18 protein-coding genes are annotated in these 22,081 nt (G+C 53.4%); 10 read left to right on the top strand and 8 right to left on the bottom strand.

The genetic code is table 11. From position 1 onward, the window contains the following. Positions 1 to 49 precede the first annotated feature (49 nt). Positions 50 to 3,241 carry a TonB-dependent receptor gene (locus tag J7I43_RS15685; RefSeq protein ID WP_209146721.1) on the top strand — a complete coding sequence of 1,064 codons (3,192 nt, stop codon included), beginning with the start codon at positions 50 to 52 and terminating at the stop codon, positions 3,239 to 3,241. A gap of 71 nt (positions 3,242 to 3,312) precedes the next feature. Here J7I43_RS15685 and J7I43_RS15680 read toward each other — a convergent pair whose 3' ends face one another. Both J7I43_RS15680 and J7I43_RS15675 read right to left on the bottom strand, forming a co-directional pair. Continuing rightward, positions 3,313 to 5,694 (bottom strand): TonB-dependent receptor, encoded by a 2,382-nt coding sequence (locus J7I43_RS15680; RefSeq protein ID WP_209146719.1) that lies wholly within the window; start codon positions 5,692 to 5,694, stop codon positions 3,313 to 3,315. A 124-nt stretch (positions 5,695 to 5,818) separates the two neighbouring features. After that, positions 5,819 to 6,583, bottom strand: a complete 765-nt coding sequence (locus tag J7I43_RS15675; RefSeq protein ID WP_209146712.1) for an alpha/beta hydrolase — start codon at positions 6,581 to 6,583, stop codon at positions 5,819 to 5,821. A 74-nt stretch (positions 6,584 to 6,657) separates the two neighbouring features. Here J7I43_RS15675 and J7I43_RS15670 point away from each other — a divergent pair, with 74 nt between their 5' ends. The 7 genes from J7I43_RS15670 (at position 6,658) to J7I43_RS15640 (ending at position 12,501) form a co-directional block, all read left to right on the top strand. Further along, a complete protein-coding gene (locus tag J7I43_RS15670; protein WP_209146710.1) occupies positions 6,658 to 7,104 on the top strand; it encodes a DUF695 domain-containing protein in 447 nt (148 codons plus the stop codon). Positions 7,105 to 7,218: 114 nt separating this feature from the next. After that, a complete protein-coding gene (locus J7I43_RS15665) occupies positions 7,219 to 7,929 on the top strand; it encodes an esterase family protein (protein ID WP_209146708.1) in 711 nt (236 codons plus the stop codon). A gap of 2 nt (positions 7,930 to 7,931) precedes the next feature. Beyond that, entirely contained in the window at positions 7,932 to 8,882 is a 951-nt protein-coding gene (locus tag J7I43_RS15660; protein ID WP_209146706.1) for an ATP-grasp domain-containing protein, read from the top strand. A 34-nt stretch (positions 8,883 to 8,916) separates the two neighbouring features. Next, a complete protein-coding gene (locus tag J7I43_RS15655) occupies positions 8,917 to 10,020 on the top strand; it encodes a carboxylate-amine ligase (protein ID WP_209146704.1) in 1,104 nt (367 codons plus the stop codon). Between the two features lie 65 nt (positions 10,021 to 10,085). Continuing rightward, positions 10,086 to 10,910, top strand: a complete 825-nt coding sequence (locus J7I43_RS15650) for a type 1 glutamine amidotransferase (RefSeq protein ID WP_209146702.1) — start codon at positions 10,086 to 10,088, stop codon at positions 10,908 to 10,910. After that, entirely contained in the window at positions 10,907 to 12,100 is a 1,194-nt protein-coding gene (locus tag J7I43_RS15645; RefSeq protein WP_209146700.1) for a hypothetical protein, read from the top strand. The genes J7I43_RS15650 and J7I43_RS15645 overlap by 4 nt, the downstream gene beginning before the upstream one ends. Positions 12,101 to 12,114: 14 nt before the next feature. Further along, on the top strand, positions 12,115 to 12,501 hold the full coding sequence (locus tag J7I43_RS15640; RefSeq protein WP_209146692.1) for a RidA family protein: 387 nt from the start codon (positions 12,115 to 12,117) through the stop codon (positions 12,499 to 12,501). A gap of 75 nt (positions 12,502 to 12,576) precedes the next feature. Here the strand turns inward: J7I43_RS15640 and J7I43_RS15635 are convergent, their stop codons facing one another. From J7I43_RS15635 to J7I43_RS15620, 4 genes are all read right to left on the bottom strand, one after another. Beyond that, on the bottom strand, positions 12,577 to 12,885 hold the full coding sequence (locus J7I43_RS15635) for a rhodanese-like domain-containing protein (RefSeq protein WP_209146687.1): 309 nt from the start codon (positions 12,883 to 12,885) through the stop codon (positions 12,577 to 12,579). 34 nt (positions 12,886 to 12,919) lie between these two features. Next, on the bottom strand, positions 12,920 to 13,744 hold the full coding sequence (locus J7I43_RS15630; protein ID WP_209146685.1) for a PASTA domain-containing protein: 825 nt from the start codon (positions 13,742 to 13,744) through the stop codon (positions 12,920 to 12,922). A 15-nt stretch (positions 13,745 to 13,759) separates the two neighbouring features. Then, positions 13,760 to 14,758 (bottom strand): D-alanine--D-alanine ligase, encoded by a 999-nt coding sequence (locus tag J7I43_RS15625; RefSeq protein ID WP_209146683.1) that lies wholly within the window; start codon positions 14,756 to 14,758, stop codon positions 13,760 to 13,762. A 90-nt stretch (positions 14,759 to 14,848) separates the two neighbouring features. Then, complete coding sequence (locus tag J7I43_RS15620; RefSeq protein WP_209146681.1) at positions 14,849 to 15,196, bottom strand: 4Fe-4S dicluster domain-containing protein; 348 nt, start codon at positions 15,194 to 15,196, stop codon at positions 14,849 to 14,851. Between the two features lie 92 nt (positions 15,197 to 15,288). On the opposite strand from J7I43_RS15620, the gene J7I43_RS15615 reads away from it, so the two are divergent. Continuing rightward, positions 15,289 to 16,305, top strand: a complete 1,017-nt coding sequence (locus J7I43_RS15615; RefSeq protein ID WP_209146679.1) for an acyl-CoA reductase — start codon at positions 15,289 to 15,291, stop codon at positions 16,303 to 16,305. A gap of 246 nt (positions 16,306 to 16,551) precedes the next feature. Next, positions 16,552 to 18,090, top strand: coding sequence for a S1C family serine protease (locus J7I43_RS15610; RefSeq protein ID WP_209146677.1), 1,539 nt, complete (start codon positions 16,552 to 16,554; stop codon positions 18,088 to 18,090). 334 nt (positions 18,091 to 18,424) lie between these two features. Here the strand turns inward: J7I43_RS15610 and J7I43_RS15605 are convergent, their stop codons facing one another. Then, positions 18,425 to 19,186: a LytR/AlgR family response regulator transcription factor gene (locus J7I43_RS15605; RefSeq protein ID WP_074237512.1), complete on the bottom strand. Its 762-nt coding sequence runs from the start codon at positions 19,184 to 19,186 to the stop codon at positions 18,425 to 18,427. Then, positions 19,183 to 22,068, bottom strand: a complete 2,886-nt coding sequence (locus J7I43_RS15600) for a sensor histidine kinase (RefSeq protein WP_209146675.1) — start codon at positions 22,066 to 22,068, stop codon at positions 19,183 to 19,185. The genes J7I43_RS15605 and J7I43_RS15600 overlap by 4 nt, the downstream gene beginning before the upstream one ends. Positions 22,069 to 22,081: the final 13 nt, after the last annotated feature.

Genomic DNA, 22,081 nt, shown 5'->3' with positions numbered 1-22,081 from the left:
CAAATCGTTTGTTATGGGATTTAAAAAGTTACTTACTACATGCCTATGCATGCTGGGGGTCGCTGTTGCGTCCGCACAGGTGACCACCAGCGGTCTCAACGGAACCATCAAAGACAATTCACAGGGCCTTCCCGGCGCTACGGTAAAGGCGATCCATCTTCCCTCAGGAACTATTTACGGAACCACCTCACAGCCGGACGGCCGTTACACCATCCCAAATATGCGGGCCGGCGGACCTTACCGTATAGAGGTATCATTTATCGGTTATGCACCGCAGACCTTCAACGACGTTCAGCTGAAGCTCGGCGTATTCTATAAACTGGACGCTACCCTGGAAAGCGGCTCGCAGCAGCTGCAGGAAGTAACCGTGTCCGGCCAGCGCGGGGGCATCATCAACCCCAACAACAGCGGCACCGCCGTGAACATTTCCCGCACACAGATCGAAAACCTGCCCACTGTCACCCGCAGCGTGCAGGATTTCGCCCGCCTCAGCGCGCAGGCATCGTCCTATACCAGCGGGGCAGACGGCTCGCCCCTCGGCATTTCCTTCGGCGGCCAGAATAACCGCTACAACCAGTTCGCGATAGACGGCGCCATGGCCAACGACGTGTTCGGCCTTGCGGCTTCCGGCACCAACGGCGGCCAGGCCAGCGGCAACCCCATCTCCATCGAAGCGATCGAACAGATCCAGATCGTACTGAACCCATACGACGTAAAACAAAGCGGTTTCGCCGGCGGCGGCATCAACGCCATCACCAAAAGCGGCACCAACGAATTTCACGGCGCGGCCTATTATCTTTACCAGAACAGGAACTTCGTGGGCCTGAGCCCCAACGAAGCCAAACAGAAATACGGCAAATTCAACAGCAACACTTTCGGTATCGGCATCGGCGGCCCTATCGTCAAAAATAAACTGTTCTTTTACCTGAACGCGGAAAGAGTAGAGCGCACCTCCCCCATCGATTTCAACCCCGCAGACCCGGGCACCGGAACGACCAGTTATACCCAGGAGCAGCTCAAATCCATCTACGACAAGGTAAAAAATACCTGGGACGTGGATCTTGGCGGCTACACCGCGCAGGAAAAAGAATTTACCAATACGAATATCCTGGGCCGCATCGACTGGAACATCAGCAACGTCCACAAACTGACCCTGCGCCACAGCTACAGCGAAGCTTCCAACGTGGCGGGCACCAGCCGTTCCAGGGACGCGGCTTATTTTTACAACAGCTATTACAGTTTCCCTTCCAAAACCAATTCCACCACGCTGGAACTGAACTCCATTTTCTCCAACCGGCTCAGCAACGAGCTGCGCATCGGTTTGAACCTGGTAAGGGACAATCGTAAATACAACGGCGAACCGTTCACCAACGTGCGCATCAACAACCCGGGAGCATCCTTTAACCTGGGCAGCGAATTCAGCTCGCAGGTGAATGCGCTGAAACAGAACATCATCACCATCACCGACAACGTTACGCTCTACAGGGGCAGCCACACCATCACGGTCGGTACGAGCAACGACATCTATAACATGAAGAACGACTTCATGCAGGGCGCATTCGGCGCTTATACATTCGGCTCGCTGGACGCTTTCCTCAACGACGGCAAACCCAGCCAGTACCAGATCACCTACACCACCAACGACACACTGGCACGCGACGGCGTTACCTTTAAAGCCGCTCAGCTGAGCCTGTACGGCCAGGACGAATGGGATATCGCTAAAAACTTCCGCCTCACTTACGGTTTGCGCGTAGACCTGCCGATCTTCCCCACCAACCCTTCTTACAACGACGCGGTGGCCAAAGAATACCCGGGATATTCCACGGACATCCTGCCGAAAAGCAGGCTGCTCTGGGCTCCCCGCGTAGGTTTTAACTGGGACGTGATGAACAACGGGCAAACGCAGATCCGTGGCGGTGTGGGTATCTTCACCAGCCGTGTTCCGTTCGTATGGATCTCTAACCAATACAACAACACGGGAAATCTTTATACCACACTTAACCTGAACAACGCCGCGCTGCCGGCCGATTTCAAAATGCGGTTCGACAAAAACGATCCGTTCTACGGCCAATACAGCGCTAAAAATCTGCAGGCCATGGGCGTAGCGGTGTCTGCCCGTTCTTCCGCCATCAACCTGACAGACAGGGACTTCAAATTCCCGCAGGTTTTCAAAACCAACCTCGCGCTCGACCAGCAACTTCCCTGGGGCGTAGTCGGAACGCTCGAACTGAACTATTCCAGGACCATCAATAACGTTATCTGGACAAACCTTTCCGTTGAAAAAACCGGCAACACCATCACCCTTGGCGGGCAAGACACCCGCCCCACCTGGAGGAAAATAGCCAACACTACTTTCGACCAGGTATTGCTGCTGGAAAACACGAACAAAGGTTATTCCTACAATTTATCCGCCGAGTTCACCAAAACCGCCGCTAACGGCCTTTTCGCCAAAGTGGGCTATTCATTCGGCGAATCCAAATCAGTGAACGACGGTACTTCATCCACCGCGAATTCCAACTGGCGTTTCCCGCCGAACGTAAACGGTCTGAACGACCTCGATCTTGGTTACTCCAAATACCGCATGGGCCACCGCGTATTCGGCGCCGTTACCAAAGCATTCCGTTATGGCAGCCAGAAACAGTGGGCCACTACCCTGGGCCTGTTTTACAACGGCCAGTCCGGCACACCGTACACCTGGGTGTACTTCAACTCAGTTGATCCCACCGGCGACGACCTGGGCAGCAGTGGGAACAACGACCTGATCTACATTCCCACTTCAGCGGAAATCGCCACCATGCGTTTTGATCCCATCACCAGCTCCGGCACGGTATTGCGCACGGAAGCTGAACAACGCCAGGACCTGGACGAGCTGATCGCCAACGACAAATACCTGAACGCCCACCGGGGCCAGCGCGCGGACAAATACGCCGTAAGAACGCCGTTCGAGCACGTATTCGACTTCAAACTGGTGCAGACCATCCCGATCATCAAAAAACATAAAGTAGACATCACTTTCGACATCATGAACGTGGGCAACCTGCTGAACAACAAATGGGGCCGCACCTACTTCATCAACAACAACGTGGCCACGCCGATCACGTTCAGGAACAACAACGCCGGGCCTTTATTTCAATACGACAAAAACCGCCTGAACGATACAGACGGCAAAAGAACGCCTTACTTCATCAACAACTTCACCTCCCGCTGGCGCGGCCAGCTGGGCGTGCGGTACAGCTTCTAACCAACAACACTTCGCATAAAACAAAAAGCCGGTCGGTCGACCGGCTTTTTGTTATTTATAGCTTTCTCAAATTAAAACTTCACTGCCACGCTCGCCAGGATGTTGAGCGTTTTTTGCGCCGTACCGGTAGAGTTCCAGTATTCTTCGTTCAGCAGGTTATTGCCTTTCAGCGAAATACGATATTTCGGCTGATCGTAATACAAAGCCGCGTTCAGCAAAGTATAACCGGGAAGCACCATCAGGTTGTTGATCTCAAACCATGAATCGGAAACATAGTTGCCGCCGATGCCGAAACCGATCCCTTTTATTTTACCGCGGGTAATGAAATAGCTGGCCCAGAAATTAGCCACGCTGGGAGGAGCGGCCGCCACACGGTTGCCTTCTTTGGCGGAAGAGCTGGTGCCTTTGGTAAAAGTGCTCTCGTTATACGCATAACCCGCCACCAGGTTAAGGCCTGAAACGGGATTGGCGATCACTTCTGCCTCAAAGCCGCGGCTGAGCTGCGTTCCGCCCTGCACGCTGTAAGTTTTGTTGTCGGCCCTTACTTCGTTAAAGATGGTATTGGTTACATCGATATTGTAATAGTTCAGCGTTGCATTCAGTTTTTTGTTGAACGCATCCACCTTCACACCGGCTTCCCATTGATTGGCGTATTGCGGCTTCAGTTCAAGGATAGAGCCGTCCGGCTGCGTGGCGGGGGCAAAGTTCGCGTAACCGTTCATGTAGTTGGCGAATAAAGACACCTGGTCTTTCACCACCTGGTACACCAGTCCCAGCTTGGGCGACAGCGCATTCTGGCTGTACCCCCCGGTATATTTCCCGGTAGCGAGCGTATAGGTGCCGTCTGTCGTGAAATGTTCCCCGCGAAGGCTCAGCATAGCCATCAGCGTGGGCGTGATGTTGAACACATCGGAAATATAAACGGCGTAGTTGCTGGTTTTCGAGGTGGTGCCTTTGAAACCGACGCCGGGGGCATGAGAGCGGTCGTCGATCTTCTGAGCGCTCATATCGGCTACAGTGGCGCTGCGCAGGTTCACCGTGTCGTAATTGAATATCGCGCGGTACAGCTCGTTGTAGTTGTAGTTATAATCCAGGCCGATCACTACGCGGTTGCGGAAGGAACCGATCTTGAAATCGCCGATGAAATTCTGCTGCAGCTGGATGTTGCCGAAAGTTTCGGGCGTTTGGTTGCGCATGCCGCGGACCATCGTGGAATCCGTCAGGAAGTTGAAGGTAGTCCACAGCAGCGATTTGTAAAACCCTTCGGAATAGAGGAAGTTCGTCTCCGATTTCCACTGGTCCGAAAACTTGTGCTGCAGCTGCACCTGTACGTTATTGATGCCGTTTTCAACGTCCACGCCATTGTTGATGTACGATCTTTTATAAGGCAATTCCAGGTCTTTGAAGCTGCGTGCTTTGATCACATTATTGAGCAGCGCGGCGGTGTTGAAGGTGGTGGTGGTAACGGTGTAGGCGCCTCTCGTCAGCTCCGCCTCCACGCTCAGTTTCGTGCGGTCGCTGATCTGGTAGGTAAAGCTCGGCGCGATCGTGTAGTTTTTGTTATACCCCTGGTCCTGGAACGAGCCTTCGGACTGGAAAGCGGTATTGAGGCGGAAAAGCATTGTTTTTTCCGCGTTGACCGGGGCATTCACGTCTGCCGTAATTCTTGCGAACTTGAAGCTGCCGCCGGTGAAGGTCACTTCGCCGCCGAAATCTTCGTACGGTTTTTTGGTCACGTAGTTGAACACGCCGCCGAAAGAAGTGTTGCGGTTGCTGCCGAACAGCGTGCCGGAAGGGCCTTTGATAGCTTCCACGCGCTCGAGGATCACGGGGTTGAGCGGTACGATGGCGCTGGTGGCCATGCCGTTGCGCATACCGATGGTGCCTGCAAAACCGCGCATGCTGAGGCCCTGGGAGCCGCCGGCGGAAAAGTTGGGCACGGCGCCGGAAATGTTGCGGTAAATGTCGGTGCGCTCTACCACTACCTGCTCTTTCATCACGATCTGGCCTACAGTGTGGTACACCTGCGGGTTTTCGAGGTTTTTGATGGGCAGGCGGGCGATCTGCTCGCTTTCTTTGGTCACGAATTTATTGGATACGCCACCGGTGATGGTAACGCCTTTCAGCTGGGTGCTGGATACCTGCAATTGCAGCTCCACGCCGGCGGTTTGCCCTTTTACGATGGTCACGTTCTGCCGGAGCGTTTCATAACCGATCAGCGATACTTCCAGTTGGTACTGGCCTACCGGCACGCGGTTGATAAAAAATTTCCCTTCCTCGCTGGTAATGGCATGTTTGTTCGCGCCTTTCAGCACCACGGTTACCGCCACTGCCGGCCTTCCCTCGTTCGTCTGTATCGTTCCCCTGATAGAACCGTATTCCGGATCGCTGCCTTCCGCGGCGAGCGCGGCGAACGGTAAGAGGAGCAACAGGACTTGTATAAGTTTCTTCATCTTTCGTAAAAAATTTCCGCAAAGGTTGCGATCCTCTCAACACTTAGTTTTAACATTCGGGAAATTCTTTTACGAAAAAGGGAAATTGACGCGTAACTGACAATTAGTTGGCTTGAACGGGTTTTTAACTGTTTACGACCCATTCCAGGAAGCCGGGCATTACGCCGGCCCAGGTGGCCATATCGTGTTTGCCGCCCTGTACGAGCTCGTAACGGATGTGTTTGCCTTTTTCATATCCTTTTTCTTCAAGCAGGTGCACCAGGTCTTCGGTATCGTCCACCGCGTCTATCACGCCGTTCACATTGCGGTCCGCTTCCTCGTCCTGCGTGCCGGCTTCGAAAAAGAAACGCAAATCAGGCTGGAAGCGCCCTTCGCGGACCTGGCGGTGCATAATGCGCTGCGCGGGATCACCGTCTGCGCTGTGCCACCAGAGCGAACCCGAGAATACGCCTGCTTTATGGAAGGAGCCCGGGTTGTTCCAGACGATATCCAGTGCGGAAAGCCCGCCCATGGAAAAACCGGCGAATGTTTTATCCGGAAAATGGCGGTGATAGCGGCTTTCGAGAAAAGACAGCAATTCCCGCATGATAAAACGGGTGTAAAGTCCCGCTTTACAGCCCCTGCCCTGGTAACCGATGTGTTTTGCCGTGCCGTATTCCTGCATGCGCTGCGGACCGGCGTGCACGGCCACTACCCAAAGGGAAGGGTGACTGGTATCCTGCAGATGCGCGAGCATTTCTGGAAAACCCAGCTGGTCCAGGTCCTGCCCGTCGTTCATCAGCAACAGGTGCGGGTTGTCTTTGGTGTTGGCGGGTGAATACACATCGAAAACGACTTCCCTTTGGAGGAAAAGGGAGAATTGACTGAAAGATTCTTTTCTGGGAAGCATATGCGGCGGGTTTCCTTACTAAGTTAATGAAATACCGCCAGAAACGTTATTTTACAGAACAGAAACCTTGTGTTATGAAATTGTTCAATTTCCGGCTCATGCCCGTTCTTTTGCTCGTTCTGCCCGCGTTTGGCCAGCAGGCTCCCCTGAGTGCGCCCAAATACGAGGTGAACGCTTCGCTGAAGGCCGCCGCGCCCGACGCCGCTTATCCTTTCCTGCTCGTTACCGACCTTACCATTCCCGGTTGCAGGCCCGGCGCCGAACTGAACGAAACACAGGCATCCATCGCAGACGCCGCCGGCACACAGCTGCAGCTGCTCGTTTCCAGCGTACACGCGGGCTCCGTGCAGCAGGAATGCCGCCGTACCGACTATTATTACGTGAAAGACACGGCGGATATGCGCATGGTAATGGAAACCTTTTACCGCGACAACTTTTCCGATTACCGGCATCATCTCCTTATCCGCCCCGATCCCGCGTGGAAAACGTACCTCGACACGCTGGCCCCGGCCGCAAAATGAATCCCTGCCCGTGTTTCCAAATAATTCCCCGCCACCTTTGAGAACCCGTAAATTTTCATGAAATTCGTAACATATCCTTCGCCGCAACGGCATGTTTCCTTAAAACCCGGGCCTTTGACTGAAAACTACCATACCTGGCAATCTTCTTACCTCGGCAAAACCTTCGAGATGCTGGTATTCGGCGACGCCGGTTACCCCCTCATCCTGTTCCCCACCTCCATGGGGCGGTATTACGAAGGAAAAGACCGCGGGCTGATCGACGCCGTGGCCTGGTTCGTGGAAAACAACCGGGTGAAGATCTATTGTCCCGACGGCATCGATTCCCTCAGTTGGTACAATACCGGCATCCACCCGGCGGAAAGAGCGCACAATCATGCCCTGTACGACCAGCTGCTGCTGAACGAACTGCTGCCCCGCATTGAAGCCGAAACCGGGCACAGCCGCATAGCCGTGGCAGGCTGCAGCTTCGGCGGGTATCACGCCGCCAATTTCGCTTTCAGGCACCCGGAAAAAGTGGCCTACCTGTTCTCCATGAGCGGCCTTTTCGACATCCGCTCCCGCACGGAAGGGCATTACGACGATAATATCTACTTCAACAATCCCATGGACTACATGCCGGACAATGCCCATCCCGACCTCTGGAAAATGGGCATCGTGCTGGGCGCGGCCGAAAGGGACGTTACCCGCGGGCAAAACGAACAGTTCTCCGGCATCCTCAACAACAAATCGATACAGCACTGGCTGGACGTAAGGCCCGATATGGTGCACGACTGGCCCGTATGGCGGCAAATGCTGCCCCACTATTTGTCTTTATTAAAGCACTGAGCGTGAAAAAGATCGGGATCCTTTTCGGGCAGGAAAACACGTTTCCCCAGGCATTCACCGAACGCGTGAACCATTACTGCGGCCCGGGCATGCAGGCGGAGCCGGTGTTGATCGGCAAAGCGCTGCAGGGCGGCCCGCCGGAATACGCCGTGGTGGTAGACCGCATCTCGCACGACGTGCCGTTTTACCGCGCCTGGCTCAAAAACGCGGCGCTGCAGGGCACGGCCGTGATCAACAATCCTTTCTGGTGGAGCGCCGACGAAAAATTTTTCAACAACGCCATCGCGCTGCATATGGGCGTGCCCGTGCCCAAAACCGCGCTGCTGCCCAGCTTCGAACTGCCGGACGAAACCACGGGCGACAGCTTCCGCAACCTGCAATACCCGCTGGACTGGAAAGACATTTTCGCGCAAACCGGCTTTCCCGCTTACATGAAACCCTTTGCGGGCGGCGGCTGGAAAAACGTGTACCGCGTAGGGAACGAAAAGGAATTTTTCGAACTGCATGCGCAAACCGGGCGGCATGTGATGCTGTTGCAGGAAGAGATCGTTTTCCAGTCGTATTACCGCTGCTACTGCATCGGCGGCCGGTACGCGCACATCATGCCCTACGAGCCGCGCAACGATCCTGAAAAACGCTATGAAGCCGGTTTTAAGCCGGATACTAAACTGAAAAAATTAATCGAGACCTATACCCTGTTGCTCAACCGCGCGCTCGGTTATGATTTTAACACCGTGGAATTTGCCGTGCGCGGCGGCGTGCCATATGCCATCGACTTCTGCAATCCGGCACCGGATGCAGACAGGCGTTCCGTCGGCGAAAATAATTTCGAATGGGTGGTGGAACATGCCGCACGGTATGCCATCGAAAGGGCCGTGGCGCAGGAAAACGGGAAAGACAATCTCACCTGGGGCAGCTGGCTGAAAGAAGCCGTGCAGCAGGATCGCAAATAATTAACGAACTTCACCCTGAAACCAGTAACAAGACATGAATTACGGAGCTTTTACACTTGGCATTGAAGAAGAATACATGGTAATGGACCCGCAAACGCGGGAACTGCGCTCGCACGAACAAAGGATCGTAGAGCAGGCGCAGAAAGTGATCAAAGACAAGGTGAAAGCGGAAATGCACCAGGCCGTGGTGGAAGTGGGCACGCAAATATGCGCGAACATCGAAGAAGCTTACCAGGACGTGCTGCTGCTGCGCCAAACCATCACGCAGATAGCGGGAGACCTTGGTTTCAGCATAGGCGCGGCGGGCACGCACCCATTTTCAAAATGGGAAAAACAGCTTATCACCGACCATCCGCGGTATTTCGAGCTGGTCAACGAAATGCAGGACGCCGCACGCTCTAATCTTATCTTCGGATTGCACGTGCACGTAGGCATGGAGAACCGTGAAATGGCACTGCACATCGCCAACAGCGTACGGTATTTTCTCCCCCACGTATTTGCCCTCAGCACCAACTCGCCATTCTGGGAAGGCCGCAATACCGGCTTCAAATCCTTCCGCACAAAGGTGTTCGACAAATTCCCCCGCACCGGCATCCCCGACTATTTCACGAGTATCGAGGAATACGACAACTTCATCAAGCTGCTGGTTAAAACCAATTGTATAGACAATGCGAAGAAAGTGTGGTGGGACCTCCGCGTGCACCCGTTCTTCAACACCGTAGAGTTCCGCATTTGCGACGTGCCGCTCACCGTACCGGAAACCATCACGCTCACCGCACTGTTCCAGGCCATTTGCGTGAAGATCTACAAACTGCGCACGCAGAACCTCAACTTCATCATTTACAACAGGGCGCTGGTGAACGAAAACAAATGGCGCGCGTCGCGTTACGGTATCGACGGCAACCTGATCGATTTCGGCAAAGAGATGGAAGTGAATACCCGTGCGCTGATATACGAGCTGCTCGATTTTGTGGACGATGTGCTGGACGACCTTGGCACCCGCTCCACGGTGATAGACGGCGTGAACAAAATACTCGCGGAAGGCACCGGCGCGGACAAACAGCTGAAAGCATTCGAAGAAAACGACGGCGACCTCGTGAAAGTGGTGGATTACATACAATCGCGGTTTCTGCCGTAATTTTGTATTATGTGGGATTATTTCGATGAGATCGAAGATCCCATTACGCAAATAAAAAAGACGGAATGAAAGTCGCCATCCTGGATCTATACGAGGGCGTGCCCAACGAAGGCATGCGCTGCATACGCGAGCTGCTGCTGCAATTCGCCGGAGCCGCGCAGGTGCCATTGCAGATCAATGAATTTGATGTACGGCGGCAACGCCAGGTGCCCGACCTTGGATACGATGTTTATATTTCCACGGGCGGCCCCGGCAGCCCGGTAGACAGTGCGGGCAACGACTGGGAAAAAGCTTATTTCGGCTGGCTGAACAGCCTGCTGGAATGGAACCTCCGGCCCGGCAACCGCAAAAAACACGTTTTTCTCATTTGTCATTCTTTCCAGATCGTATGCCGGTATTTTGAACTGGGAACCGTTTGCCGCCGCAGATCGCCGGCTTTCGGCGTTTTTCCCGTGCATAAAACGAAGGCGGGGGAAAACGAGCCGCTTTTCAACGGTCTCCCCGACCCGTATTACATCGTAGACAGCCGCAACTGGCAGGTGATACAGCCCAACGAGGCAAAACTCGCCGAAATGGGCGCGGAAGTGCTCGCCATCGAAAAACAAAGGCCGCATGTGCCGCTCGAAAGAGCCACCATGGCCATCCGTTTTTCGCCTTACATTATCGGCACACAATTCCATCCCGAAGCGGATGCCCCCGGGATGCGCAAATATCTGCAATCGCCCGCGCAGAAAAAAAGAGTAGTGGAAGAACACGGGCGCGGGAAATTCAATAACATGCTGGAGCTGCTCACCGAACCGGACAAGATCCTGCTCACGCACGACACGCTGCTGCCCAATTTCCTGGAGACAGCGCTGGCCTACCAGCTTACCCAAACCCAATCACCATGATCCCGGACATACGACAGGCTTTTAACCAACAGTTCACTCCTTCCCGTTATGCGGACCTCCTGGCCGGCCTTACGGTGGAAACCGGCGTCACGCCCGCTTTCAGGGTGGCCGAAACACCCGTGTTCGTGCCGAAAAAACTGGAGGAACAACTGCTCGCCGCCGGTGAAGAAGTGATAAAAACGGTCCGCCGCCCCGATCTGTTGGAGCTTACGGAAGCTGCGATCCCCAAGGGTTACCTGGTGCCGAAAGAAAATCATCATCCCCAGTTCATCATCGTCGATTTCGCCGTTACCCGCAACGAAGCGGGCGAACTGGTGCCGCAGCTGATCGAACTGCAGGGTTTTCCCAGCCTGTTCGGTTTCCAGGAAATGCTGGCCCGGCAGTACCGCCAATACATGCCCGTTCCGGAAACGTTCTGCACTTTCGGCCCGGGGCTGGACAGGGCGGGATATGTAGACCTGCTGCGCCGCTGCATTCTCGGCACGCACCACCCTTCCAATGTTATTTTGCTGGAAGTATTGCCCCGCCGGCAAAAAACGCTCATCGATTTCGTATGTACGGAAATGTTACTCGGCATCCCGGTAGTTTGCGTGACGGACCTGGTGCAGGAAAGCAAAAAGCTCTATTACCTCAAAAACGGCGAAAAGGTGCGCGTACAGCGCATTTACAACCGCATGATATTCGAAGACCTGGCTACTTACAAAGACGAGCTGGGCACCATCGTCAATTTCCAGCACGAGCTGGAAGTGGAATGGGCTACGCACCCCAACTGGTATTACCGCGTCAGCAAATTCCTGCTGCCCTTTATTCATGGCCCGTTTGCGCCCAAAGCCTGGTTCCTCCACGAATTGCCCGTGCTGCCGCAGGACCTGGAGAATTATGTGCTGAAACCGCTGTTCTCCTTCGCGGGTCAGGGCGTGATCATAGACCCCACGCCGGCGCATGTGGAGAAGATCGAAGACCCCGAGAACTGGATATTGCAGCAGAAAGTGGAATACGCCGCGGCGATAGAAACGCCTACAGGCTCCGCCAAATGCGAGATCAGGCTGATGTACTGCTGGCCGGACGATGCCCCCGCTCCCGTGCTCGCGCAAAACCTCGCGCGGCTCAGCAAAGGGAAGATGATCGGCGTGAACTACAACCGCGACCTGGACTGGGTAGGCGGCAGCAGCTGTTTTTTCGAACCTTAAAAAAAACACAACATATGCAAAGACTTAACATCAGTTCAGGCGCTCCCTGGGAAGCCAAAGTAGGGTATTCCCGGGCAGTGCGGATCGGCAATGTGGTGGAAGTTTCAGGCACCGTATCGCAGGACGGTGACAAAGTGATCGGCATCGGCGATGCCTACGAACAGACCAAACACGCGCTCGCCAAGATAGAAGCCGCATTGGTAAAGGCCGGCGCATCGCTGCACGACGTGGTGCGCACGCGCATTTACGTGACGGATATTTCGAAGTGGGAAGACATCGGTCGTGCGCACGGAGAATTTTTCCAGGCCATCAGGCCCTGCACCACCATGGTGGAAGTAAGCAAGCTCATCGGCCCGTACCTGCTGGTGGAAATAGAAGCCACCGCCGTGGTGCCGTCCTGATAACGAACGAATAAACAAGACATAAAAAAGCCGCCCCGTAAAGAGCGGCTTTTATGTTGCGCGGAATCGATCCGTTTATTGTCCGATTTTTTCCTGCCAGGCCAGCATGCCGCCGGTGAGGTTCACGAGGTTGGAGAAGCCCATCGTTTCGAGAACCATGCATGCCTGCCCGCTGCGGTTGCCGCTTCTGCAATACACGACCAGTTCCTTGTCTTTAAAGTCTTCCAGCTCGTCTACCTGCATGGCGCGGATCTCTCCCAGCGGAACATGAATGCCGCCGATATTGAATTCCTCTCTTTCATGCGGCTCGCGTACGTCCACGAGGGTAATGGTTTCCCCGTTGTCCAGGCGTTTTTTCAGTTCTTCGGGTGTTATTGTTTGCATGATGCGAAATTTTTTTACAAAGGTAAATAATCTGTTATTCCTGCGGGGCAGGGTTCTGCAAGGGCAACGTGGAATCCTTCACGGGCCGCGTGGCGCCCAGCCAAAGGTCTACGCTTTCACCGGCACGTATCAGGTTCAGCTCGCCCAGTTCGTTCCTGCGCGGGGGGCTTTGTTTGAATACAAAAGCGCCCAGGGTATCCGTTACGCCCGCGTCTATCAGCACCGTTCCAATATTGAGATTGCTGGCCGCCAGCACTTCGCGGGCTTCCAGGTAGGTCATGCCCACCGTCTCCGGCACGGGATTCTCCATGCTGCCGGTGCCGCTGCTCAATACCAGCGTGATATTGCTCCCTTCGGGAATTTCCTTGCCCGCCTTGATCGGCTTGCCGTTGAGCAACTGCTGCAAAACGGTATTGGTCGCAAAGTCCGGCTTATAAATAGTATCGCCGATATTCAGCCTGCGGGCGCGCAGCGTCATTTCCGCGCTACGGTAAGTAAGCCCCTCCAGGTCCGGCATAGGCACCATGGGCGGCACTACTTTGTTGACGGTGAGGTAAATGGTACGGTGACTTTTCACCACGTCTCCCCGCTCCGGCGTTTGCTCGTACACCAGCAGCGCCGGCATGGTATCGATATAAATGGAATCGCGCACTTCCACTTCAAAACCCATTCCTTCCAATGCGGAAGTGGCGTCTTTGATGGTTTTGCCGCGAACGTCCGGCACGGTCACTTCCTCACCATGACGCGTAAGAAAACCCAGGGACAGGAAAAAAAGGATTCCCAGCAGTATGATCAGCCCGAAAATAACGAGCAGGTTGTAACCGAAGGAACGCCTTGTGATATTGTGAAACATTTTCATATTAGCAAAGTATACTTAATTTTTAACAGCCGCAAGGCATTCTTCAATAAGCATGCCGTAAAAGGCCCTGAGCGTAAGCCCCGCCGCCCTTACCTGCTGCGGCACCAGGCTGTTTTCGCTCTGGCCCGGCATGGTGTTCACTTCCAGGAAATATACTTTGCCGGTGTTTTCTTCCAGGATAAAATCCGCCCGTACAATGCCCTTGCAGTTCAGCCGGTTATACAGCTCCAGCGCCGCCGTACGGATCGTGTCCGCCGCTTCGGGGGCTATTTCGGCCGGTGTCACTTCGTTGGTAACACCGGGCGTGTATTTGGCTTCATAGTCAAAAAACTCTTTGCTGCTGCGGATCTCGGTGAGCGGCAGCACCGTCATTTTGCCCTGCGCGCGGAAAAGGCCGCAGGTTACTTCCGTGCCTTTGATGAATTCTTCGATCAGTATTTGATTGTCTTCCTTAAAAGCTTTCTGGATGGCCTCTTCCAGTTCTTCGGCCTTGTTCACCTTGCTCATGCCGATGCTGCTGCCGCCTTCGGCGGGTTTTACGAATACGGGAAGGCGCAGCTGGCTGAGTATCCCGGCGGTGTCGTACGGTTTATCGCTGAAAATATGAGCGGAGCGGCTTACGTTCACTACATCGAGCGCCGCCACTACCTTGTTGCAATAGCTTTTGTTGAAGGTGAGGGCGGAAGTGACCATTCCGCAGCTCGTATAGGGAATGCCCAGCATCTCGAAATAACCCTGCAGGCGGCCGTCTTCCCCCGGCGTGCCGTGAATGCCGATGAACACGGCGTCGAAGCGGATATGTTTGCCGCCGACGGTGAGACTGAAGTCGTTTTTGTCCACGGCCACCGCCGCGCCGTCTGCCGCGGTATACGTCCAGCTGTCTTTGGTGACGATGATCTTGTAAACGTCGTACAACGCGGGATCGATGTTTTTTTCGATCACCGCAGCGCTTTGCACGGAAATCACGTATTCTCCGGAATATCCGCCGGCAACCAGGGCAATATTTTTCTTCATAGATGGCAAAATAACAAAAAAGGAAGGCCCAACATACCGCTGGTACTTCCTTTTCCGTGAATTATTTCAATTTTAAAGATGTATTTAGGTTTAGATGTGCAGACGGGCTTTCTTGTCCATCAGCTCATCTACGGTTTCCTGGTACATTTCGTCGGGCACGCAGCAATCTACGGGGCAAACGGCCGCGCACTGGGGCTCTTCGTGGAAACCCTGGCATTCCGTGCATTTATTGGGAACGATATAATAAGTATCAACGGCGATGGGGGCGTTACGCTGGTCGGCGTCCATGGAAGAGCCGTCCATCAGGGTATAAGTGCCTTTTACAGTAGTTCCGTCTGCTATCGCCCATTCCACACCGCCTTCATAAATCGCATTGTTCGGGCATTCCGGTTCACAAGCTCCGCAGTTTATACATTCATCTGTTATCTTAATTGCCATATTGTAAACTTTTTGTTTAGGATGTAAGCCATTAATTTTGCTTCAAAAATAGAATTTCTACAATTTAAATACTCAATTTATTTTTCGGGGTTATGATGGAATTATCGCAAAAATTAGCAGTATTGGCCCGGTTGGAGGCGTATTTGGGCGGAAAAAGCACGGAAGCGGAGCAGGAAAGCCTCGATTTGGCGAAACGGCGGGCTTTTGCGCACAACGGTTGGTTCACCCCCGAATTTACGGACCTGGCCATCGCCAATATCTGTAAATATTATCTCGACCCCGCCGCTTTAAAAGCCTGGGTGGAACAATATCCCGGTTTCGGCAAACCCGCCGCCCGCAAAAAAGTGGGCATCGTGGCCGCCGGCAACATCCCCCTCGTGGGGTTTCACGACTGGCTCGCGGGTTTTCTCAGCGGGCATGAGATATGGATAAAACTCTCGTCGAAAGACAATGTGCTGCTGCCGCATATTTTCGAAAAGATCGCGGAATGGGCGCCGGAAGCCGCTCAGGATACCGTAGTGGCTGAAATGCTGAAAAACTGCGACGCCTACATCGCCACGGGCAGCAACAACTCCGCCCGTTATTTCAATTATTATTTCGCCAAATATCCCCACATCATCCGCCGCAACCGCACTTCCGCCGCGGTGCTCACGGGCGGGGAAACGCCTGAAGAACTTGGCGCGCTGGCAGACGACGTTATGCTTTATTTCGGCCTGGGATGCAGGAACGTAACGAAAGTGTATGTACCGGAAGGTTACGACTTCACGCCGCTGCTCACCGCGCTCAAAAAGTACGGCCGCCTGGCGGATCACCATAAATACAAGAACAATTACGATTATAACCTCGCATTGTACCTGCTCAACCTCAGTCCGTACCAAACCAACGACAGCCTGCTGCTGCACGAGAACGAATCCCTTTTCAGCCCGCTGAGCGTGCTGCATTATGGTTTCTACCGCGACAGGACAGAACTGGAAACCCAGCTGCGCGAAAATCCCGATCTGCAATGCCTTGTAGGCCGCGGGGCGGTGCCTTTCGGACAGGCGCAATATCCTTCGCTGACGGATTATGCGGACGGGGTAGACACGGCGGCCTTCCTGGCTTCGCTTTAGCGGCCGGCTGCGAACAGATTGTCACCTAAACTTGTTATCTTGACAGGCATTGCCATACTTTTGGCAGTGCCTGTGCCGTTTAATTAAGGAGCTTTTAACGATTGGCATAAAAATCTGTTAAATACTTGCATGTTACAACTTACAACCTATGAACTCCGTTAAATTTGTAAGGAAAGGCATGTAAATTGATCTTGGTACAAAGAAGAAAACTTTATTTCCTTTCACCCCTTTTAAACCAATGCAAATATGAAATTTTCGCAAGTTGCGGGTACTATACTGATAAGCGCGGCCACTGCGTTCGGGAGCATATTTGTTTACAGTAAATATTTCCAGAAAGAGGCCCCGCAGGGGGTTTACCAGAACGGATCAGACACTGTACCGGTAAATTATGCCAGTTACATGCCCGGCTCCGCAGGCAACACCAATCTTACCCCCCCTACCGATTTCCAGCAGGCGGCAAAGATCGGCACGCCTGGAGTGGTACATATCAAAACGAAGATCAACCCGAAACAGCTCGGCAATAATCTCCAGAAAAGGAGAAGCCTGCTGGAAGAATTTTTCGGGGAGGGGTTTGACGACGATGGCGGCGGGCGCCGGTATTACACGCCTCCGCAGATGGCATCCGGCTCCGGCGTATTGATCTCCGACGACGGGTATATCGTGACCAACAATCACGTGGTAGACGATGCGGATGAAATATCCGTAACCCTGAGCAATAATAAATATTATACGGCCACCGTGGTGGGAACCGATCCCAGTACGGACCTGGCCCTGATCAAAATAAAGGCCACCGGCCTCCCCTACCTCCTGTACGGCAATTCAGACGACGTGCAGGTGGGCCAGTGGGTGCTGGCGGTAGGTTATCCGCTGAACCTTGAAACGACGGTAACGGCCGGTATCGTAAGCGCGAAATCGCGCGCGATCGGCATCAACCGGCGCAACAGCCGCACCGCGATCGAATCGTTCATACAGACGGACGCGGCGGTGAACCAGGGTAACAGTGGCGGCGCGCTCATCAACACGGCCGGCGAGCTGATCGGCATCAATTCGGCCATTGCTTCGCCCACCGGCGCTTACGCGGGTTATTCCTACGCGATACCGGTGAACCTGGTGAAAAAAGTGGTGAACGACCTGATGAAATTCGGGAATGTACAAAGGGCGTATCTCGGCATCGAGTACCGCGACCCGAATACGATGACGGACAACCAGCTGAAAGAGCTGGGCATGAGCCGCGATATGGGCGGCATCAAGGTATTGCGCGTACCGGAAACTGGAGCTGCGGCCCAGGCGGGTATCAAAGAAGGAGACATTATAACCAAGATAAATGGTGTAAATACTTCATCAATTCCGGAGTTGATGGAACAGATCAGCCGATACAAACCAGGTGATAAAGTCAGCGTAAATTATTTGCGCGGCAATAAAGAGTATACCGCAAACACAACGCTGAGGAACCTCGACGGGAATACAGACATTGTAAAGCTGGGGGTACTCGATTACCTGGGGGCTGACTTTGTGTCCCTGAACAAGGAACTATCTGACGAGCTGGGCGTCGAAGGCGGAGTAGTGGTGGGCAACATCAGCAGCGGCCTTATCAAAAAACAGACGAACATGAAACCGGAGTTCGTGATCCTGAAGGCGGGCAATGTGCAGGTAAAAAGCACGGAAGAACTGAAGCGCGCGCTGAACGGCAAAAAGCAGGTGAGGCTGGAAGGTTTCTATATGCGTGACCGTTATGCCAACATTTACTACTACGATCTGAACCTGGCGAACACGGCCGAGTTCTGATGTAGTTAAATATTAAAGACATTAACATGTGTTTTCATATAGGTTTTATAGGTTAGGATTAAAGGGCTCCTGTTTCCAGGGGCCCTTTTTTATTGTATTCGTCATTTCACACTAAAAATAAAGGCCCCGGCGAACGCCGGGGCCTTATTATGGCCATTATTGTAAAGGCTCACAAGAATGACCATATATCCTATGAAAACCCTATACTAAATTTAGTATTATATGTAATACAGCTGTCGGGGCAATTGGTAAACGATAAAAAATGGCTCGTTAACGGCCATAAAGCTGCGGTGAAATAAATAACCGGCCGGAGATATCGGGCAAAAAAGGCGGATTACAGGTTGATGACGCCTTTGAGCTGTGTGAAGAACTCGTCCTTTTTGCGGGAAGAGATCGGGATGTTTTTCTGGTCGCTCATGATAACGGCGGTACCTAATCCCTTGATGATCTTGACAATATGATGGATATTGATCAGGAAAGACTTGTGAACGCGGTAAAAACCCTTGTCAGACAACATTTCCTCGTATTCCTTCAACGATTTGGAGATCAGGTGGGAAACGTTGTTGATCAGTTGTATTTTGGTGTAACTGTCGAATGCCTCGCAGTAGATAATATCTTTTAAATCGATAACATTGTAGCCGTCGTTGACGGGTATTACGATCTTGGAGAACGCATTATCATTATTCTTCACATAATCCTTCAGGATGGATGCGAGCTCGTTCAGGCGGCCTTTTTTGCTTCTCTTCACTTTTTCCAATGCATCTTCCACCTCACTCACCTTGATCGGTTTGAGGAGGTAGTCCAGCGCGGCGAATTTGATCGCCTGTAAAGCATATTCCTGGAAAGCAGTAATGAAAATCACCTCGAAATTAAGGACAGGGAACATTTCCAGTAACTGAAAACCGTTGTGTGGGGGCATCTCAATATCCAGGAACAAAACATCAATAGGGTTATTCTTGATCATCTCCGCGGCCTCATGGATATTTTGTGCTTCGCCTATCACTTTAACATCCTTGCAGTAATTTTCCAGAATGTTTCGCAGGATATGAATGTTGCGGACCTCGTCGTCAACAATGGCAGCTTTTATAATACTCATAACATCTTTACAATGGGAATCAGGATTTCAACCAAGGTACCTTCCTTGTTGCCGAATCCAGACTTAAATTTATCAATTATTTCTAACTTTCCAACGCTTCCATTAAAAGATTTGATAATCTGGAGCCTTTCCTTAATAACACTAAGCGCGGTGGATTCGTGTTTGGCGAGCTTTCCGGTCTTCATACTGTTGGCATGCTCCCACCCTATCCCGTCGTCGTCCACGGCGCAATACAGCAGGTCTCCGTGCATTTCCAGCCGCACCACCAGGTGCCCGCTGCCGTTCTTGGGCGCCAGCCCGTGTTTGATCGCGTTTTCCAGGATCGGCTGTATCAGCATCGGCGGGATATATACCGTATATTCCTTCAATTCCTCGCTTAACTCGAACTTATATACGAAAGAATTGGCGAACCTGATCTTTTCCAGCTCCAGGTACCGGGTCAGGAAGGCGATCTCGTCTTCCAGCGAAATATAGCTTTTCCGGCTGTTGTTGAGCATCTGCCGCATCAGCGTCGCAAAATCGGCCAAGAAGTTCAGCGCCTGCTTTTCTTCCTTCTCCAGGATCAAATGCTGCACGGAGTTGAGCGAATTGAAAATGAAATGCGGGTTCATCTGGTTGGTCAGCGCCTTCGCCTCCAGCTCCGCGATGCGCCGGTTGTATTCCGTCTTCCGTTTTTCCCCTCCCTTCACCCGGTTAATGATATACCGCAAAATAAGCAGGATGGCCATGATGGCCAGCAGCACGAGAATGCCCCTCGCCCACCATTCCTGGTACCATTGCGGCAGGATGTTGATGCGCAGGGCCACGGGCCGGCTCCAGTCGCTTTTGTATTTGCGCGCCCTGATCAGCAGCGTGTAATCGCCGGGCAATAGTTTGGGGTAGGGCACAATGTTGCTCATCGTGGTCACCCAGCCGGAGGAAGTGTCGTTCGAAAAATTATATTGGTACTCCACCAGGTCGGGCAGATCGTACGCAATGGCGCCAAATTCCACCTCGAAGGAGCTGCCGCGTTCGTAAATATGCTGGAAATACGCACGGGGCAGGTAATTGCTGTCTCCATACCGGATGGCGTTGAGATACACCGTGGGCGGCACCGTGTCTACCGGTATATGATCGCGGGAAAAATAACACAGGCCGTTGGAGGTGGCGATGAACAAAGTATCCCCCGCATGGCTCAGGCCGCGGATGTCGTCGCTCATGAGCCCGTCGTTGGACGTATAATTCCGCAGCAGCACGCGGTTGCGCGTATCGATCACAGACACGCCGCGGTTGGTGGCCACGTACAGCCTGCCGTTGCCGTCGTAATACAAAGCCTGGCAAATATCGCTTACGAGGTTGTCCGCCGTTCTGAAATGCCGGATCACCTGGTTGTTCTTCAGCACGAAAATGCCCTGGTCGCTGGTGCCGATCCAAAGAAACCCGTCGATCCACTGCAGGTCTTTGATGCTCTGGGCCAGCCGCGGATCGTCCTGCACGGGTATGGGCAGATGGTTGCCTTCGCTGTAATACAGGCCGTTGCCGGTACCCAGGTAATACGACGTATCGGTTACGCAGGCTACGGAGGAAACCAGCGTTTCGAGGCCGCTGAGGTCTACCGGGCGGCCGTCCAGCCCGTTCACCATCCTGTTCCTCGACACGACCCTTACCGTTCCGTCTTCGCTCACGTCAAGGTCTTTGATGCTTCTGAACTTGAGGGCTTCCTGCGGTTTGCGCATGCCGGGCCTGTATTCGTAGATCGCATTGTCTGTGCCGATCACGACGCCCTCTTTTGGCGTGGGCAGAATGCTCAGTACGCTGTTGCGGCCGCCGGTGGAATCGAGCGCGTACCGCTGGATGCGGCCCGCAGGGTCCATGATGTTCAGCATGCCGGCATTGGCGCCGATGTACAGCAGGCCGTTGCGGCGGTCTTTAAACACGCTGTAGATGGAATGCGAATAAAGACCGTTGGTATTGTCGAGGTAAGAAAAATAAAAATTCTTGAACGGGATATGGTACACTCCGTCGCCGTAGGTCGTGATCCAGATATTGCCGTCGCGGTCGTTGAGAATGGAGGTAACGAAGTGATTGTCCAGCAGCTTGCTGAGCCTTCGTTCCCCTTTAAAAAAGTCTTTGATGAAATACAGCGAGCGCGGCGTGCCGATCCAGAGATTGTCCTTGTCGATGCTCATGCAGCTGATCTCTTCGGTGATGCCCCATTCCGCGCCTTTGAAGAAGGGAATGATGTCTTGCGGGGTGAAGGAATAAAGCGTATTCCCTACGATCACCACGGGATTTTGCCGGATGCGCGGGCCGAAACGCTCGTCCTGCACGGGATACGCCGGGGTGAGAAATATTTTCTGCGACCGGTTGGTGCTGTCTTTGACGCTGCCGAGATGAAAATATTCCTGCAGCGGACGGAATATCGTGTCCTGGCTGAGCAGCCAGAGCACGTCGGTAGGTTTTGTGCCGAGTTTGTAGGTGGTTTGCCGGCCATTGTACTGTATCACGCGGCCGGCGGTGTTGAGGAACCAGATGTTGAGCGCCTTGTCCTGGAAGGCGTACTGCATGTAATGGTTCCTGCTGGTGTATACCAGGCTGGAATCGTTGTCTGCGTTATGAACGATGTGGCGGTAGTAATAGGAAAGGCGGCCGTTGTTGGTGAAGAACCAGATCCTCCCCCGCGCGTCCGCCGCGAGTTTGATAACGTCGTTGTCTGTAAGGCCGTCTTTTTTCGTGTAGTTGCGGAAACGTTTGCCGTCGAACTTGCTGACGCCGGTGGGCGTGGCGAACCAGATGAAACCTTCCTGGTCCTGCACGGCGCTGTATACCGTAGCGTTGGCAAGCCCGTCCTTTACATTATAATTGCGTATCACCAGGCCCTGCGCGTTTACTGAACGGGACATTACCAGGCAAAAG

Source organism: Chitinophaga chungangae, from assembly GCF_017742215.1.
In the GTDB taxonomy this organism is placed as follows: Bacteria; Bacteroidota; Bacteroidia; order Chitinophagales; family Chitinophagaceae; genus Chitinophaga; species Chitinophaga chungangae.
The sequence above is the reverse complement of the archived record's forward strand: the minus strand, read 5'-3'. Positions and strand labels throughout refer to the sequence as shown.